Below are 16,544 nucleotides of genomic sequence, written 5' to 3'. Positions count from 1 at the left end.
TGGACAACTACGGCACCCACAAGACCGAAAAGGTTCGGGCCTGGTTCGCTGCACGACCGCGCTACCACGTGCACTTCACGCCGACCTCGGCGTCCTGGATCAACCTGGTCGAACGCTTCTTCGCGCTCATCTCGCAGCGCTGGATCAAGCGTCAATCGCATCGCAGTACTCGCGAACTCGAAGACTCCATCCGCGAATACCTGAAGACGTACAACGATGAGCCTCGACCGTTCATCTGGCGCAAAACAGCCGATCAAATTATCGCGTCGATCGCCCGTCTAACCGATCGTCTCGATAAAAATACGAACTTTTGTTAAAGGACACTAGATTGTCCTCGATCTCGGCATCGACGGTTCGGCAACGGCAACATGAACGAAGTACCATGGTGACGAGCCAGGCCGCCGGGATTACTGCGTTCCTCGGGTCGTCTCTCGTAACAAACGATCCGCTAATCAGCGCAGAGCAATGCAGCACGCTCGGTGGAGCCGCTATGTCAGCATTTCAAGACTGGGTGTTTCGCCAAGCCATCGACCAGGCGTACAACGCCGTCCTCATCACGACTGGCGATCTGGACCCACCCGGCCCCGAAATCGTTTACGTCAACCCGGCCCTCTGCGAGCAAACCGGATACACGGCGGAGGAACTGCTCGGCCAGACACCACGGATCCTCCAAGGTCCGGCGACCGACCGTGCCGTGCTGCAACGATTGCGCGCCAGCATTGCACAGGGCAGCTCTTTCGAAGGGCAGGCGTTCAACTACCGCAAGGACGGCACCCCATATTTGGTGCACTGGCGCATCAGTCCGGTGCTGGATGAGCGGGAACAAATCACGCATTACGTATCGGTTCAGCGTGACATCACCGAACGCGTGTCCTTCGAGCGATTCAACCAGCATGTAACGGCTAGCCTCGGCGAGGGCGTGATCGGTCTCGACCGCGATGGGCGACTGACCTTGATGAACCAGGCCGCACTGGATCTGCTTGGGTACACGGACGAGGAAGATCTTCTCGGTCTCAACGCGCATGAACTGATCCAAGCCCAGTATCCGGATGGCCGAAATTATCCCGAGTCCGAATCCCCGATCAACCATGTGATGCAAACCGACGAGCCGTTGAAAGCCTGGCGGGATACGTTCTTTCGTGCCGATGGCCAACCTCTATCCGTCGAGAGTTTTGCCACACCACTCCACGGTATGTTCGGCGAGATCGAGGGCGTGGTCGTGATTTTCCGGGACATCTCCCGACAACTGACTCTGGAAGCGCAACTCGAACACGCTGCATATCACGATCGCCTGACCGGCGCGTTCAATCGGCACTTCTTTGACAGGCTGGTCGAGAAGGAAATTGCCCGCAGCGGCCGGCGCGGCGAGCCGCTGTCGCTCTTGATCGTGGATATCGATCACTTCAAGAGGGTCAATGACAAGCACGGCCACCTCGTGGGCGACGATGTGCTCAAGGAGCTGGTGAGCCATATCTTGGAACGCGTGCGTGAAAGTGACGTCTTGGCCCGCTGGGGCGGTGAGGAATTCGCCCTTCTCCTGCCGGATACCTCGCTCGACGGTGCGAAAGCATTGGCCGAGTCGCTACGCGCCAGCGTAGAGGCGACCGAGTTCGGTGAGGTGCTAACTGGGTTGACTATCAGCCTGGCGGGAACGCAGATATGGGCCGGCGACAGCCCCAAGGCTGGTTTCAGACGGGCGGACGAGGCCCTGTACAAGGCCAAGGGATCGGGAAGAAACCGGGTCTGCATGGCAAGCCCGCCGGACATGCCAGCGAGCGCGCCTTCTACGGCGCTCGATGCCGCCCGGGCCGTCGACACGGACGTGCGAGCCATCGAGCGGGGCGCTAGGCCGCACCCCGACCCTGACGAGGCTGGCAACCCGAGGCCGGACGACGGCCAAGTCGCGCATGCAACCCGTTGCGGCCACACCAGCCGCTTCGACCATTGCCGCTCGCTCCTCGAAGCCAGCGACGATCTGTTCGCTATCGCCGACGCCGACTATCGGTACCTCTGGGCCAATCAGGCGTACTGCAAAAGCCACGGGGTGTCCCCCGAGGAGATCGAGGGACGCCGCGTGCCCGCGGTGATCGGCGCGGATCACTTCGAGCGGATCGTGAAACCCCACCTGGATCGCTGTTTTACCGGCGAAGCCCAACACTACGAGATCGAACGCAAACAACCTGGGCTGGGATGGCGCAAATTGCTGGTGCGCTGTTTTCCCCTGGACGGGATCGGTAGCGGGGAGCGTTGGGTCGGCGCGGTGATCACCGACGTGACCGAGATTCGCGAGGCCGAGGCCGAACTGACACGCCAGTTCCGCTTGCTCAGCCTCTCTGGCCGGGCCGCCCGATTCGGTGGGTGGTTTGTCGATCTCGGGAGCAACCATGTCGAGTGGTCGAACGTTGTGGCCGAGATTCACTGCATGCCACCTCGTTACTCTCCCACCATCGAGCAGGGTATATCCTTCTACGCCCCAGAATACCGCGATTGCATCCGCAAGCGTTTTTCGGCCTGTGCCGAGCAGGGTGTGCCCTTCGATGAGGAACTCGAGATCATCGATGCCAACGGGCGCCGCGTGTGGGTTCGGACGTTGGGCGAGCCGGTACGCGACGAGCGTGGCCATATCGTGCAAGTGCAGGGCGCCTTGCAGGACGTGACAAGCCAGCGCGAACGCGAACGGGAACTGCGCAAGCTAGCGCACATCACCGACCAGAGCCCGGCCCCGATCGCGGTCACCGACCTTGACGGTCGCATTGAGTACGTCAATCCCGCTTTTGAGCGAATCTCGGGTTACACCTCGAACGAACTGCTTGGGGAAACGCCGGCGCTCGTCCAGGGGGGCAACACGCCGGCCAGCAAGTACCGCGAACTCTGGGAGACGATCAAGTCCGGAAACGTCTGGACGGGCGAGATACAGAACCGTAGCAAGGATGGTTCACCCTACTGGGTCCAAGAGGTCATTTCCCCGCTGAAGGACGAGCAGGGACAGGTCACCAACTATGTCGCAATCAATCAGGACGTCACCGCGCTCAAGGAGGCCGATCGCGAACTCAGCCGGATCGCCTATGAGGATCAGCTGACCGGGCTCTACTCGCGCAACGGTTTTAGCCGACACCTGCAACGATGGATCGACAGTGACGGTTGGCCGACACAGGGTGTGTTAGTGATGGTCGACATCGTCGGCCTGCGGGAAATAAACGACGCCTATGGGTACGAGGGCGGCGATCGGCTGCTGGTCGAGTTCGGCCGACGGCTGGGCGCGCAAGCTGATGAGCACAATCGCGTCGGCCGCATGGGCGGCGACGAATTCACGCTGTTCCTGTTGCCGGTGAAAGGCGAGGCGTTGCAGGAGCGTCTGTCTCGGGCACTGGAGTCGTTGTCTGCCTCGTTCGAACTCAATGGTCTCGACATCGAGATCTCGGTCCGGATGGGCTACACGCCCTTGGGGGAGCAACAACGTCCGGTCCAGACTCTACTCCGGGAAGCAGAGCGTGCCCTGTTCCAGCATCGCAAGGAGCCGTCCGCCCCCTGGGTCGCCTACAACGCCGGGCTCCAGGAGGAGATTCAGCAACGTATTGAGCTGACTCGTGATCTGCGAGAGGCGCTCAGCGAGGACCAGCTCGAACTGCACTTCCAGCCAAAGGTCGATCTCGACAGTGGCACGCTGGTCGCCTGCGAGGCGTTACTGCGCTGGAACCATCCCGAGCGGGGGCTGATGTCGCCTGGCGTTTTCATCCCCATCGCCGAGCAAAGCCAGCTAATCGTGCCGATCGGTGACTGGGCACTGCGACGTGCCTGCCAGCACCTTCGCGACTGGCGTGATGCCGGATTTGAACCGGTACGGGTGGCCGTGAACGTGTCGGTGATACAGTTCCAAACGGGCGATTTCGCGAGTCGAGTCTTAACTGTCCTCAACGAGACCGGGGTCGCGCCGGAGGAGCTGGCGCTGGAGATCACCGAAAGCGTCTTCGAACGAGAATCCGAATTGCTGCTTAACCAGATGCGCAGACTGTGCGACATGGGCGTGTGGCTATCGCTGGACGATTTCGGCACCGGCTATTCATCGCTGTTGTACCTGCATCGGTATCCCTTCAACGAGATCAAGATCGACCAGGGCTTCGTGTTTCACCTCCTCGATGATCGCCTCAGCCGCAATATCGTCGAGACGGTGATAATGCTTGCGAAGACGCTGGAGGCAGAGGTCATCGCGGAAGGCATCGAATCGGCTGCTGTGAGCGACGAGCTGCGGTCAATGGGCTGCTATTTCGGCCAGGGTTTTTACTTCAGCATGCCACTGGAGGCCGAGGACTTTCGCTGGTTGCTCGAGCAGCGCAGCACCCTTCCGCTGAACCGGCCGCATTCTCACAAAACCGTCTGCTCACGCACCGGAGGCGAAGTCCACGAGCCGAGGAATCCAAAATGAACGAGATCGACACGAAATTGCACAAGCGCGAGACGGGAATATCGGGGCTGGACGAGGTGACCCGGGGCGGCCTGCCGGCGGGCCAGGCGACACTGGTGCTCGGCCAAGCCGCAGCGGGTAAAACTGTGCTGGGCCTGCAGGTGCTGGCCCGTGCCATCGAACGCGGCGAGGGCGGCGTGTTCGTGACCTTCGAGGAATCGCCGGCGCAGGTAAAGCGAGACGCCGCCTCCTTCCGCTGGGGGGCACACCTGCTCGAGTCGGACCGGTGGCGAGTGATCGACGGACGCCCGCCCCTTGGGGTTCAGGTAGCCGGCGAATTCGATATCGAGGGCTTGCTAAGCGTCGTCGCGGCCGCCATTACGCAGGCCCGCGGGGCCTGGGTCGTGTTCGACGGCATCGACCAGCTCTTGCAGTACCAGCCGGACCCCCGAGTCGCGATTGACCAAGTGCGCCGGATCGACGAGTACTGTGAAAAGCGCGGCTGGACCCTTTTGCTGACGGGCAAGGCCACCGGAGAGAGCATGGCGCCGGCCCATCTCGAGGGCATAGAGTTCCTGCTCTCGGCGACTCTTGTGCTTGCCGCGCGGGTGGTCGACCAGCAACTGAACCGGTCGCTGCGCATCGCCAAGTTCCGGGGATCCGGGCACGTGGCGGACGAACTTCCGATGATCATGGACGACGACGGAATCCAGTTGCCCTACCATGAAAAGCCGCCAACCGGCGCGGTGGTGGCGAGCCAAGAGCGCCTCAGCACCGGGATTGATCGGCTGGACAAACTGCTCGACGGCGGCATTTACCGGGGTTCGAGCCTGCTGGTTTCCGGTCGGCCCGGCACCGCCAAGAGCACCCTAGCCGGTAGTTTTGCACAGGCCGCCGCCCGGCGCGGCGAACGTACGTTGTACGTGAGTTTCGACGAGGTGGAAGCGCCGTACGTGCGCAACCTTGCCTCGGTCGGGGTCGATCTGCGCGGCCCGATCGAGGATGGACTCGTGCGCTTTGAGGGCCTGTCCGCGTTTGGCTTGCGAGTTACCGAGCACTTCCTGCTCCTGCGCCGCCTGCTTGACTCATTCGACCCTCACTGCTTGGTGATTGACCCGGTTTCCGCGCTGCTCAAGTCCAGTGGCACCGAGGGAGCGGAGATGGCGACCGAACACCTGATCGACCTGGTACGGCGCCGCGGGATAACCACCGTGCTCACTTCATTGAGCGGCGTGCTTGACCCGGAGGGCGAGGCCACGCAGGGCCAAGTCTCGACTCTCGCCGATAGCTGGATCGTACTCGACTACAACGTCCGAGGTGGCGAGCGAAACCGCTCGCTGTCGATCGTGAAATCGCGCGGTTCGGGCCATTCGAACCAAGAGCGCGAACTGCTGCTCTCGGATGCAGGTATCGATCTGGCCGATGTCTACGAGCACGGCTCCGAGGTGCTGATGGGCACGGCGCGTGCGACCCGAGAACGCGAGGATGCCGCGGCCGAGCGCCGCCAGCAACGAGAGCGAGAGCGACGGCGGCTCGATCTTGAGCGGCGCATCGAACAGAGCGAGCTCGAGCATCGTCGCCTCGCGGCCGAACTGGAACTGGAGAAAGACGAGTTGGCCGAAACGGAACGTTTGGAACGGGTCTACCGCGAGCACATCAAGCAGCGACGCGATCCCGAGAGCGAACACCCGCCTGCGCATGTGGGCAGCGATGAGGGGGAACAACCATGAACGCCAGCCAACCATCAGGCGAGTCGTCGATGCCGGTTCTGACCCTGTTCTTGACTGGCACTGCGCCGCGCTCGCAACGGGCGCGTGCCAACCTGGCCCACATGCTCGAACAGATCGGCCGCAGCGACCTTCGGCCCTACGAGATCGATCTGCTGGAACAACCCGAGGAGAGCATCACGCACTCCGTGTTCGCCACCCCCTCTCTGCTGAAGACAAGCGACACCGGAGGGGTCCTCATGCTCTACGGCGATCTCTCCGACGAGGACACCCTGCATCGCTTCCTTTCCGACCTGAAAGCCGGTTAGTAGAGTCGCCGGTCGGCACATTTGGAGAGCGCTGGGCCTGCGTGCTGGTGATCTTCAAGCATCGTGCCGTGTCTGAGGCCATTTCTGCTGCTAGTGTTTCCGACGTAACCTGCTGAACCACAGCGTGACTTTTCGAGGTTGAGTGCGACAGCATGTGTCGCCTTCCAGTAAATTCGGTCCATTGAAAACTGGAGGTCTCCGGGCACACTAGAGCCAAAGGAGGCCGAGATGCGCAAGAGTCGGTTTACGGAAAGCCAGATTGTTCAGACGCTGAAGCAAGTCGAAGGCGGCCGGAAGGTGAAGGACTAAAGTGGACCGGGATGCCCGAGGCGATGTTGACGTTCAGGGTCTCGACGTCGATTCTCTTTGCGCAGGCCTGTCAGGCCCGAGCATCTTCGATGCTGGTAACGGTGGCCCCGTCTGGCGTCCCTTCGCGGAGAAACCGCGCCCAATCCGCCATTAGTCGCGCCCGCTGAGGTAACAACTCGTCGCGGGCATAGGCCGCTCGGGTGGCATCGCTGTTGACGTGTGCCAGCGCTAATTCGCTCACCTCATCGGCGTAGGTGGTGCAGGAGCGGGCCCAGTCCTTGAACGTCGATCGAAATCCGTGCGGTACCGCGTCCACCTGCATGCGTTTGCAGACGGCGCTGATACTCATATCGGACAGCGCACCGCCTCGGGGTGCGGTGAATAGCAAATCGGAGTTCGCGAAGCGGGGCAGGGCTTCCAGCAGGGCCACGGCTTCATCGGACAACGGAACCATGTGCTGTTTGCCCGCTTTGATCCGTTCAGCAGGCACTGTCCATGTTCGGGCGTCCAGATCGATTTCATCCCACGTTGCGCCGCGCACTTCACCCGATCGGGCGGTCGTCAGGATGGCGAATTCCAGCGCCCGTGCGCCCATGCCGGGCCGTTGGCGCAGCGCCCCCATGAATGCTGGGACATCGTTCCAGGGCAGGGCTCGGTAATGGTCGCGCTTGCGGATCTTGCGCGGGGCAGGCAACGCAACCTCCAGGTTCCCTTTCCAGCGGGCCGGGTTGTCGCCTTCGCGATAACCGCTCACGGTGGCCCAGCTGAGCACCGATTCAATGCGCTGGCGTATCCGGCTGGCCGTCTCGGTCTTTTCTTTCCAGATCGGGTCCAATACGGCTTTGACGTGCCCCAACTCGATAGCGGAGACCGGAAGTTTGCCCATCGTTGGGAAGGCGTAGTGCTCCAGCGAGCGAATCCAATCCTTGCGGTGCTTCAGGTTGCGGAACTCGTCTTGCTTCGCGGCATGGCATTGGTGGGCGGCCTCGGCGAAGGTGAGCCGCTTGGCTTCCTCGGCGCGCCTGGCGTCCTCTGCGGCCCTGCGTTCGACTACTGGATCGATCCCTCGCCACAGCTGATCCTTGAGCTCCCGAGCCCGCTCACGCGCTTGTGCGAGCATGACATCGGGGAATCCTCCAAGACCGAAGTTGCGACGTTTTCCGGCCACGCGCGCGCGTAACACCCATTGCCGCGATCCGGTGTCCGTCACCCGCAGCGTCAGGCCGGACACGCCGCCCACCGCATGGAAGCCTGGACGGTCGATCCGTTTGACCTCAATGGCGGTTAGCTCCTTCGCCTTCTTCGGCACGGTGTCCCTCACAGAGTTATGTGGAGGCTTTTTGTGTAGTGCCTCCTGTATACCCAAAAAAGATGTTCTTGGATGCTACAGATTGAGACGAAGTTCAACAAGGAGAGAACGGGGAGTCCGGAAAAGGGCCGAAGAACCAGAGAGATAGAGAGGCTCTGTGAGACCTATTGAAACACCGGGGCGGTGGTCCTCCGCTCCACCAAACACCAAGGAAAAGGCCTGCTTTCGCAGGCCTTTTCCTTTTTCAGGGTTAGCTGAGCAGGTGGCCCCGTGGGGCCATGGCGGCTTTTACCGGGGCCCGGCGCGCGAACGGCTCGGGTTCGTGGTCGTTCACGAGTCGGGCCAGGGATGCGGCGGGAAGCGGGCGGCTGCACAAGTAACCCTGCCAGGCATCACAGCCCTGCGCGGCCAGAAACGCGCGCTGCGCCTGAGTTTCAACCCCCTCGGCGAGCACATCCAGCCCCAGGTTGTGGGCCATGTCGATGATGGTCATGGCCAGCTCGGCATCGTTGCGGTCCTCCGGCAGGTCGCGCACAAAGGTCTGGTCGATCTTCAGGATGTCGATCGCGAATTCCTTCAGGTAGGCCAGCGACGAATACCCGGTGCCGAAGTCGTCGATGGCCAATGCCACGCCCAGATGCTTGAGCTGTTGCAGGGTGCCGCGGGTCGTGTCGGCCTGTTCCATCAGGGTGCTTTCGGTGAGCTCCAGGGTCAGGCGTTGCGCGGGGAGTCCGGATTCGTTCAGCACCTGGCGGAGCTGATGGAGCAGGCCCGGTGCGGCGACCTGGCGGGCCGACAGGTTGACCGAGACCTCCAGCGGCGGCAGGCCCTGACGATCCCATTCCACGACCTGGCGGCAGGCCTCGCGCAGGACAAAATCCCCGATGGCGGTGATCAGGCCCGTTTCCTCGGCCAGCGGTATGAACACGTCCGGCGCGATCAGGCCGCGTTCGGGGTCCCGCCAGCGCACCAGGGCCTCGATCCCGGTGATCTTCCCGGACGTCATGTGTATCTGAGGCTGGTAGAACACCGCCAGTTCGTTCTGGACCAGGGCGTGCCGCAGCCGGTTCTCGATCTCCAGGCGCTGGTTGGCGGCATCGGTGAGGGCGGTCCGGTAAAAGCGGAAGGTGTTGCGCCCGGCGTCCTTGGCCTCGTACATCGCCGCATCCGCCTGGGTGAGAAGCTCACCAGCTTCGGTGGCGTCCTCCGGGAACAATGCAATACCGATGCTGGCGCCTACCTGCAAGTTGGTCCAGCCGCCGACGGCAAACGGTTCGGCTATGAGCTCCAGCAGCTGCCGGGCGCGAGCCTCCAGCTCTTGATGTTCTGCGGCGTCGTCGATTACCGCGATGAATTCGTCGCCCCCAATCCGGGCCACGGTGCGAGCCTTGAAGCGCGTCTTCAGGCGCTCGCCCAGGATTTGCAGGAGGTCATCGCCGACGCGGTGGCCGAGGCTGTCGTTGATGTTCTTGAAGCGGTCCAGATCCACGAACAGGATGGCCACCAGGCCTTCCCGCTGGCTAGCCTGTTGCATGGCCTCGTCAAGGTGCTCCTGCAGCAGCGTGCGGTTGGGCAGTCCGGTCAGCGGGTCATGCCCCGCCTGGTACGCCAGGCGAGCTTCGTGTGCGCGCAGGCGGCCCTGCGCCGCGCGGCGTTGCTCGACCTCCAGTGAAAGCCGCCGGGTCAGACGGCGGTAGTAGAGCGCAGCCAACCCGCTCAGCAGCAATAGTCCCGCCATGAAGCCGAGCAGGACCTCCGGCCGAGCCTCCCAGTAGGCGCGCAGACTGATGGCCACGGTGCGGTCGTAGGGCGGGCGGCCGAGTTCTTCCAGGAGTTCATGTACCGCCGCGTAGGACAATGGGGCCGACCAGCCGTGGTAGCCGCCTTCGCGCGCCGCGGGGTGATCCGCGGGCAGGCTCAGCAGGGCGATCGTGACGGCTTCGGCCAGTTGGTCAGGGGTGTGCCCAAGGCGCGAGAACGGCCATTCGGGGTAAAGCCGGGTGGAGTGGGCAAACGGGAAGCCCGCCGTTTTGCGGGGCGCCAGTACACGCAGGGTGTCGGCGGGCAGGTCGCCCGATTGCAGCCGTTCCTCCAGCACGCCGGTGCGCACCATGCCGGCGTCGGCCTCGCCGGTTAGCACGCCCTCGATCACCCGGTAGTGAGGCATGCCCGTGTAGTGAACGGACGCCAGGTCCTCGAATGGATCCACGCCAGCGTTGCGCAGGGCCCCGTAACCGGCCAGCCAACCGCCCAGAGAGTCTTCTTCCACCGCCAGCAACCGTTGCCCGCGAAGGTCGTCCAGTGACTGGAGGTCATTGCGTTCGTCGAGGACCAGGATCGTCCCGCCGAACTGACGAATGGGCTGGCCTTGCTCCTCGGCGATGAGGGTGGCTAGGCGGGTGATGCCTTGTTGCGCCTCCAGGCGCACGTAATGGCCGGTGTTGGTGAGGACGAAATCGACGTCCCCGGTGGCGACGGCCTGCTCCAGGTCCGGATAGTTAAGTGCCTGAATGCGAAATTCGGCCGCGTCGACCTGCGTGCTCAGGTAGCCGGCTGTGGGTTGCCACTGGGCCGTGGTCTCTTCGGCATCGCGAAAGGCCAGCACGCCGATGGTGTATACGCTGGCGCCGTCACTATTTGCCGCCATTGCGGGCGCGGCAACAGACAGGCTGATCAGCAGGATCAGCAGACGGGGCAGGGTGGATGGATGGCGCATCGGCAAGAGCCTACTATGCGAAGGGACTTGCCGTACACGTTGGGGCGCGAACGGGCGCTGGGCTACCGGCTCGCGGGAAGGGGCGGTCACGCGGCGCGTCTGGCCGCCGCGTGACCGATGGGGCACGCTACCAGCTCTTGTAGGGCAGGAATTTACCGTTCCAGGTGATCTTCACACGGTCGCCCTTCGGGTCCTCGACCTTGTCGATGTCCATGGTGAAGTCGATGGCGCTCATGATGCCGTCACCGAACTTCTCGTGGATCAGCGCCTTCATGGTGTCGCCGTAGACGTTGATCGCCTCGTAGAAGCGATAGATCACCGGGTCGGTGGGGATGGTCTTGTCCCAGGTCTTGTGCGGGAAGGCCTGCAGCGCCTGCGAGACCTCGGGGCCGAGACCGAGGAAGGTCGCCAGCTTGTCGGCCTGGTCGCCCCCCAGGTGGTTCATGCCGTAGCAGGCGGAGGTCACGTAGACCTCGTGCAGCCCGGTGGCCTCGGCGATCGCGGCCCAGGTGGTTCCGCGGTTCTCCTTGGCCTCGAGGATGGTGGTGGTCATGGCGCTCTTGCTGAGACTCATCATGTGCTCCTTAGAATGCGATGGATGGACTGGGGGTCAGACCGCGCGAACCATGCGCGGACCGGGTTCCGGGTTGGCCTCGGGCTTGGCCGGGTTGACGATGCGCGGGCTGTGGCGCGGGTTGTCACCGCGGGCGGCGCCCGCCTGGGCCTTGGCCGACATCTCCTTGGCTCCGTTCACGAGGAAGTCGACCAGGTGGTTGCGGATCGGGTAGTAGGCCTCCTGCTGATGCAGACTGGCGCGCTCCCGCGGCCGGGGGATGTCGATCTTGACCGACTCGGCGACCTGGGCATGCGGCCCGTTGGTCATCAGCAGCACGCGGTCGGCAAGCAGGATCGCCTCGTCCACGTCGTGGGTGATCATGAACACGGTCTGGTGGGTCTCCGACCAGATCTTCAGCAGCTCCTCCTGGATGACCCCGCGGGTCAGGGCGTCTAGGGCTCCGAACGGCTCGTCCATCAGCAGCAGCTTGGGTTCGATGGCGAAGGCCCGGGCGATGCCGACGCGCTGGCGCATGCCGCCGGAGAGTTGCGAGGGCTTGCGGTCCATGGCGTGGTCCAGGCCCACCATGTGCAGGTAGCGCTCGGCGTGTTCCAGGCGTTTCGCCTTGCTCCAGTTCGGCCAGCGGGCGCGCACCGCGAACATCACGTTGTCGCGCGCCGACAGCCACGGCAGCAGGCTGTGGTTCTGGAAGATCACGCCCTGGTCGAGGCTGGGGCCGTTGATCTCCTTGTTGTCCATGATCACGTTGCCGTCGGTCGGTGTGGCCAGACCGGCGAGCACGTTCAGGATGGTGGACTTGCCGCAGCCGGAGTGACCGATCAGGCAGACGAACTCGCCCTTGTTGATGGTCACGTCGACGCCCTCGAACACGGTCATCAGTTCGCTGGAGTCGGGCTGCGGGAAGCGCTGGCTCAGGTTCTCGATTTCGAGGAATCCCTTGCTCATGATAGGTCTCCTGGTTGGGCTGCGCCGACTTAGTCGGCGTAGCGCACGAATTTGGTGGCCTGGGCGAGGGAGGCATCCAGCAGGAAGCCGACGATGCCGATCATGATGATCGCGAAGATCACGCTGGCGAGATCGAGGTTGTTCCACTCGTTCCAGATGTAGTAGCCGATGCCGGTGCCGCCCACGAGCATCTCCGCGGCGACGATGACCAGCCAGGCGATGCCGATGGAGATGCGCATGCCGGTGAGGATGGTCGGGGCCGCGGCGGGCAGGATGACCGTGAACGCGGTGCGCAGGTTCGACAGCTGGTGGGTCTTGGCTACGTTCAGCCAGTCATTGCGCACCGAGGCCACGCCGTAGGCGGTGTTCACGAGCATCGGCCAGATCGAGCAGATGAAGATCACGAAGATCGCCGACATGTTCGAGTCGCGGATCACGAACAGGGCGAGCGGCATCCAGGCCAGGGGCGAGATCGGCTTGAGGATCTGGATGTACGGATCGAACGCCTTGTTCAGCAGCGGCGACATGCCGATCACGAAGCCGAGCGGGATGGCGATCAGCGCGGCCAGGGCAAAGCCCAGCAGGACCCGATAGATCGAGTAGGCCAGCTGGATGCCGATGCCCTTGTCGTTCGGGCCCGCGTCGTAGAACGGGTTGCTCAGTTCGCTGAAGGCGTGGCTGAACACCTGGGTGGGGGCCGGGATGCCGCTGCTGGAACTGCGATCGGTCCCGCCCCCCATCAGTTGTTCGTATTCGCTCAGCTCGCCCTGCTGCGGCGCGAGGACCTCCGGGGCGGTGGCCAGCTGCCACACGCCCAGGAAGACCACGAGCATCACCAGCGAGAGAACGGTCGCCCGGAAGTTGAGATTGCTCAACATGGCTTAGCTCCTGCGGATTGCGAAGCTGTCGAGATAACCTTCCGGGTCGGTGTAGTCGAACACCTTGCCCATGATCTCGAAGTTCTTGTAGGTGTCGCTCGGCGCTTCGTAGCCCAGCTCGGTCATGACCTCGGCGCACTCGCTGGCGAGGAAGACGTCTTCCGCAAGGCGGTTGTAGTCGAAGTCGCGATCCACATAGCCCCAGCGCTTCATCTGGGTGAGGATCCAGGTGGCCATCGAGTGCCAGGGGAAAGGGTCGAAGTCGATCCGGTGCGGATCGTTCTGCACGTTGCCCAGGCCGTCGGCGTAGCGACCGGTGAGCACCTGCTCCACCACGGACTGTGGCTGATTGAGATAGGCACGCGGGGAGATGGCCTCGGCAATCTCGGCCCGGTTGTTGATGTCCGAGCTGTACTGCGTGGCCTCGATCAGCGCGCGGAACAGGGCACCGAAGGTGTTCGGATGCTCGTCGGCCCACGCCGCGGAGCAGGCGAAGGCGCAGCACGGGTGGCCGTCCCAGATCTCCTTGGTCAGCATGTGAATGAAGCCGATGCCGTCCCAGACCGCGCGCTGGTTGAAGGGGTCGGGGGCCAGGTAGCCGTCGACGTTCTCGGCACGCAGGTTGGCGACCATCTCCGGCGGCGGCACGACGCGGATGCTGATGTCGCGATCGGGATCCAGCCCGTGTTCCGCGACGTAGTAACGCAGCAGGAAGTTGTGCATCGAGTACTCGAAGGGCACGGCGAAGGTGAAGCCCTTCCAGTCCTTGGGATCGCGCTTGTCCTTGTGCTTGTTGTGCAGGGTGATGGCCTGGCCGTTGATGTTCTCCACCGCCGGCATGATGTAGTGCTCGCGCGAGGAGCCGGAGCCCAGGGTCATCGACAGCGGCATCGGCGAGAGCATGTGCGAGGCGTCGTACTCACCGGACAGCGACATGTCGCGGGCCACCGCCCAGCCGGCGGTCTTGATCACGTCGACATCCAGGCCGTGGCGCTCGTAGAAGCCCATGGGGTGGGCCATGATGATCGGCGTGGCGCAGGTGATCGGGACGAAGCCGACGCGCAGCTTGGTCTTTTCCAGCGGCCCGCCGTCCTTGATTGCGGCCTTGACCTTGTCCAGCGGCAGGATGGAGCCCAGGGCCGCGGCCACCGTGCCGCCCCCGATCATCTGCAGGAAGCGGCGGCGGTTGATCTCGTTGTGGCCGAACATGCCGCGCACGATCGCGCTCTCTACCGCGCGATCGACCATGGCCTCGTCGCTCAGGTCCTCGCCGGTGGCGTGGGCATCGGCCTGTACGGGCTCATGGGTGGCGCGTCGTTCCAGTTTCTCTTCCAGGTCCGGGGACGCGGTGTCGAAGCAGCTGCAGCTGCCGGGACCGGTGTGCCCGTGGCGGCAGCTGGAGCCGTGGCGCAGATCGGCATTGGCGTCAAAGGGATCGTGAAGACTCTTGGTCGGCATGGTCGGCTCTCCTCGTGGGTCGAATCGATGCGGGCATCGTTGCCGCGCATGTCGAGGGTCATTGCAGGTGCCATGCCAAGCGTGGGGAATGGGCCGCCAGGGCGGCGCGCGAGCGCCGGGAGATCGGACCATTGGTCGACATTGTCGACGAAGGGGACAAAAGGTCCGCTGGTGTCTGAGCGGTGGGCCTAAGTGGTTTCTATGCCGAGCTTTTTCAGGCGATAGCGCAATTGCCGCGGGGTCAGGCCCAGGTCCATCGCGGCGCGGGTCTTGTTGCCCCCGGTCTGCTCGATCGCGCGCTTCAGGCGCTCCGCCTCGGTGGCGTGCACGCGCTGATACGGGCGCACCGCGCTGGTGCAGGACGCGCCGGAAGAGGGCAGGGTTCGGGGCTCGTTGTGCCGCGATGGTGCCGGTGCATGCTCGTCGCGGAGGCCGTGCCGCTCACCCTCGAACGGGCTGATGCGGGATTCCTCGTGCAGGATCTCGTCGATCAGCGGCGTGCCGATGCGGCCGTCGGTGGACAGCAGTACCGCGCGCTCCAGGACGTTCTCCAGCTGGCGGATGTTGCCGGGCCAGTCGAAGGCCTCCAGGCGTTCCAGCACGCCCTCGTCGACGACCACGTTCCAGCCGTGCAGGTGGGTGTAGCGGTCAAGGAAGTGGCGGGTGAGCAGGCGGATGTCGCTGGCGCGGTCGCGCAGGGCCGGCATGTGCAGCGGGATCACGTTCAGGCGGTAGAACAGGTCGAGCCGGAAGTTCCCGGCGTTCACCGCGGCCTGCAGGTTCTGGTGGGTTGCGGCGATGATGCGTACGTCCACCGGGAGATCGCGGTTGCCGCCAATGGGCTGGACCACCCGTTCCTGCAGCACACGCAGGATTTTGGACTGGAGAGCCTCCGGCATGTCGCCGATCTCGTCCAGAAACAGCGTGCCGCCGTCGGCCAGGGCGATCTTGCCGGTCTTGGCGCTGAACGCGCCGGTGAAGGCCCCCTTTTCGTGGCCAAACAGTTCGGATTCCAGCAGGTCGGCCGGGATGGCGGCGCAGTTGATGGAGATGAACGGCTTTGCATTGCGCTGGCTGATCCGGTGGACCATGCGCGCGATCTTCTCCTTGCCAGTCCCGGAGGCCCCGGTGATCAGGACGGTGGCCTGGGTATCCGCAATGCGGTGGACCTGCTTGAGGACATGGCGCAGGGCCGGACTCTCGCCGAGGATGCCGTACTGCCCGCCCTGGGTATCCAGGGCGCTCTTGAGGTAGCGGTTCTCCGAGACCAGCTCGGCGGTGCGCTCGGCGATCAGCTGGTGGATGCGCAGCACCTGGCCGATCATGCTCGCGATCACCCGCAGCAGGTTCAGGTCGTCCTGGAACTGGCGCGAGCGGCGTCGCAGCCGGTGCACGCCCAGCACGCCGATGGCGTGTTCGTCCTGGACGATGGGCACGGCGATGTAGGCGACGGTCTCCTGCGGCAGGGTGGAACGGTCAATGGCGCGCGCGAGGTATTCGGGCTCGTTGTCGATGTCCTGGATCAGGGCGATCTGGCCGGTCTTCATGACGCGCCCGGTGACACCCTCGCCGAGGCTGTAGCTGCCGCGGTCGCGCTCGGCATCGGTCAGGCCGTAGGCGTGGCGGATGCGCAGTTGGCCGCTGTTCGGATCCGGCAACAGGACGCGGCCGCGGTTGAGTCCCAGTAGCTGGGACATCATCCCGAGGATGCGGTAGATCGCGGCATCCGGGTCGCCGGAGCGGCCCATGAGCTTGGCAACCTCCAGCAGCAGGGTGATCTCCTGCTCCCGGGTGGCCAGGTCCGGTGGGGTCGAATCGGATATGCGGTGGAGTGCCATGCCGTGGGTTATGCAGAAAGCCTGCCAGTGCGGAAACGACGTGTTGGTGGGCGTTCGGGGGCGTCTGGCCGGGTCGG

Annotated in this window: 11 protein-coding genes; 4 read left to right on the top strand and 7 right to left on the bottom strand. The window is 63.9% G+C overall.

Features of this window, described 5'->3' with window-relative positions; all coding sequences use genetic code 11:
• From F618_RS14845 to F618_RS0110765, 4 genes are all read left to right on the top strand, one after another.
• The coding region (locus F618_RS14845) for a transposase (RefSeq protein ID WP_019568545.1) at positions 1-317 on the top strand (317 nt) is incomplete at its 5' end.
• A gap of 173 nt (positions 318-490) precedes the next feature.
• Positions 491-4,423 (top strand): PAS domain S-box protein, encoded by a 3,933-nt coding sequence (locus F618_RS0110775; protein WP_019568544.1) that lies wholly within the window; start codon positions 491-493, stop codon positions 4,421-4,423.
• Entirely contained in the window at positions 4,420-6,132 is a 1,713-nt protein-coding gene (locus F618_RS0110770) for an ATPase domain-containing protein (protein WP_018938555.1), read from the top strand. Before F618_RS0110775 ends, F618_RS0110770 begins: the two co-directional genes overlap by 4 nt.
• Positions 6,129-6,437 (top strand): circadian clock KaiB family protein, encoded by a 309-nt coding sequence (locus F618_RS0110765; protein ID WP_026287970.1) that lies wholly within the window; start codon positions 6,129-6,131, stop codon positions 6,435-6,437. Before F618_RS0110770 ends, F618_RS0110765 begins: the two co-directional genes overlap by 4 nt.
• Before the next feature lie 379 nt (positions 6,438-6,816).
• Here the strand turns inward: F618_RS0110765 and F618_RS0110755 are convergent, their stop codons facing one another.
• The 7 genes from F618_RS0110755 to F618_RS0110725 all read right to left on the bottom strand — a co-directional run bounded on the left by F618_RS0110755 (position 6,817) and on the right by F618_RS0110725 (position 16,467).
• Complete coding sequence (locus F618_RS0110755; protein ID WP_019568543.1) at positions 6,817-8,067, bottom strand: site-specific integrase; 1,251 nt, start codon at positions 8,065-8,067, stop codon at positions 6,817-6,819.
• 238 nt (positions 8,068-8,305) lie between these two features.
• On the bottom strand, positions 8,306-10,771 hold the full coding sequence (locus tag F618_RS0110750) for a bifunctional diguanylate cyclase/phosphodiesterase (RefSeq protein WP_019568542.1): 2,466 nt from the start codon (positions 10,769-10,771) through the stop codon (positions 8,306-8,308).
• Positions 10,772-10,898: 127 nt separating this feature from the next.
• On the bottom strand, positions 10,899-11,345 hold the full coding sequence (gene cynS, locus F618_RS0110745; RefSeq protein WP_019568541.1) for a cyanase: 447 nt from the start codon (positions 11,343-11,345) through the stop codon (positions 10,899-10,901).
• 36 nt (positions 11,346-11,381) lie between these two features.
• Positions 11,382-12,293 (bottom strand): ABC transporter ATP-binding protein, encoded by a 912-nt coding sequence (locus F618_RS0110740; protein WP_019568540.1) that lies wholly within the window; start codon positions 12,291-12,293, stop codon positions 11,382-11,384.
• Between the two features lie 29 nt (positions 12,294-12,322).
• Positions 12,323-13,171, bottom strand: a complete 849-nt coding sequence (gene ntrB / locus F618_RS0110735) for a nitrate ABC transporter permease (protein WP_018176619.1) — start codon at positions 13,169-13,171, stop codon at positions 12,323-12,325.
• Between the two features lie 3 nt (positions 13,172-13,174).
• Positions 13,175-14,629: a CmpA/NrtA family ABC transporter substrate-binding protein gene (locus tag F618_RS0110730; protein WP_019568539.1), complete on the bottom strand. Its 1,455-nt coding sequence runs from the start codon at positions 14,627-14,629 to the stop codon at positions 13,175-13,177.
• A gap of 188 nt (positions 14,630-14,817) precedes the next feature.
• Positions 14,818-16,467 carry a sigma-54-dependent Fis family transcriptional regulator gene (locus F618_RS0110725; RefSeq protein WP_019568538.1) on the bottom strand — a complete coding sequence of 550 codons (1,650 nt, stop codon included), beginning with the start codon at positions 16,465-16,467 and terminating at the stop codon, positions 14,818-14,820.
• Between the last annotated feature and the right edge of the window lie 77 nt (positions 16,468-16,544).

The organism is Thioalkalivibrio sp. ALMg13-2 (assembly GCF_000381185.1).
Classification (GTDB): domain Bacteria; phylum Pseudomonadota; class Gammaproteobacteria; order Ectothiorhodospirales; family Ectothiorhodospiraceae; genus Thioalkalivibrio; species Thioalkalivibrio versutus.
This window is presented reverse-complemented; position numbering and strand designations above follow the sequence as displayed.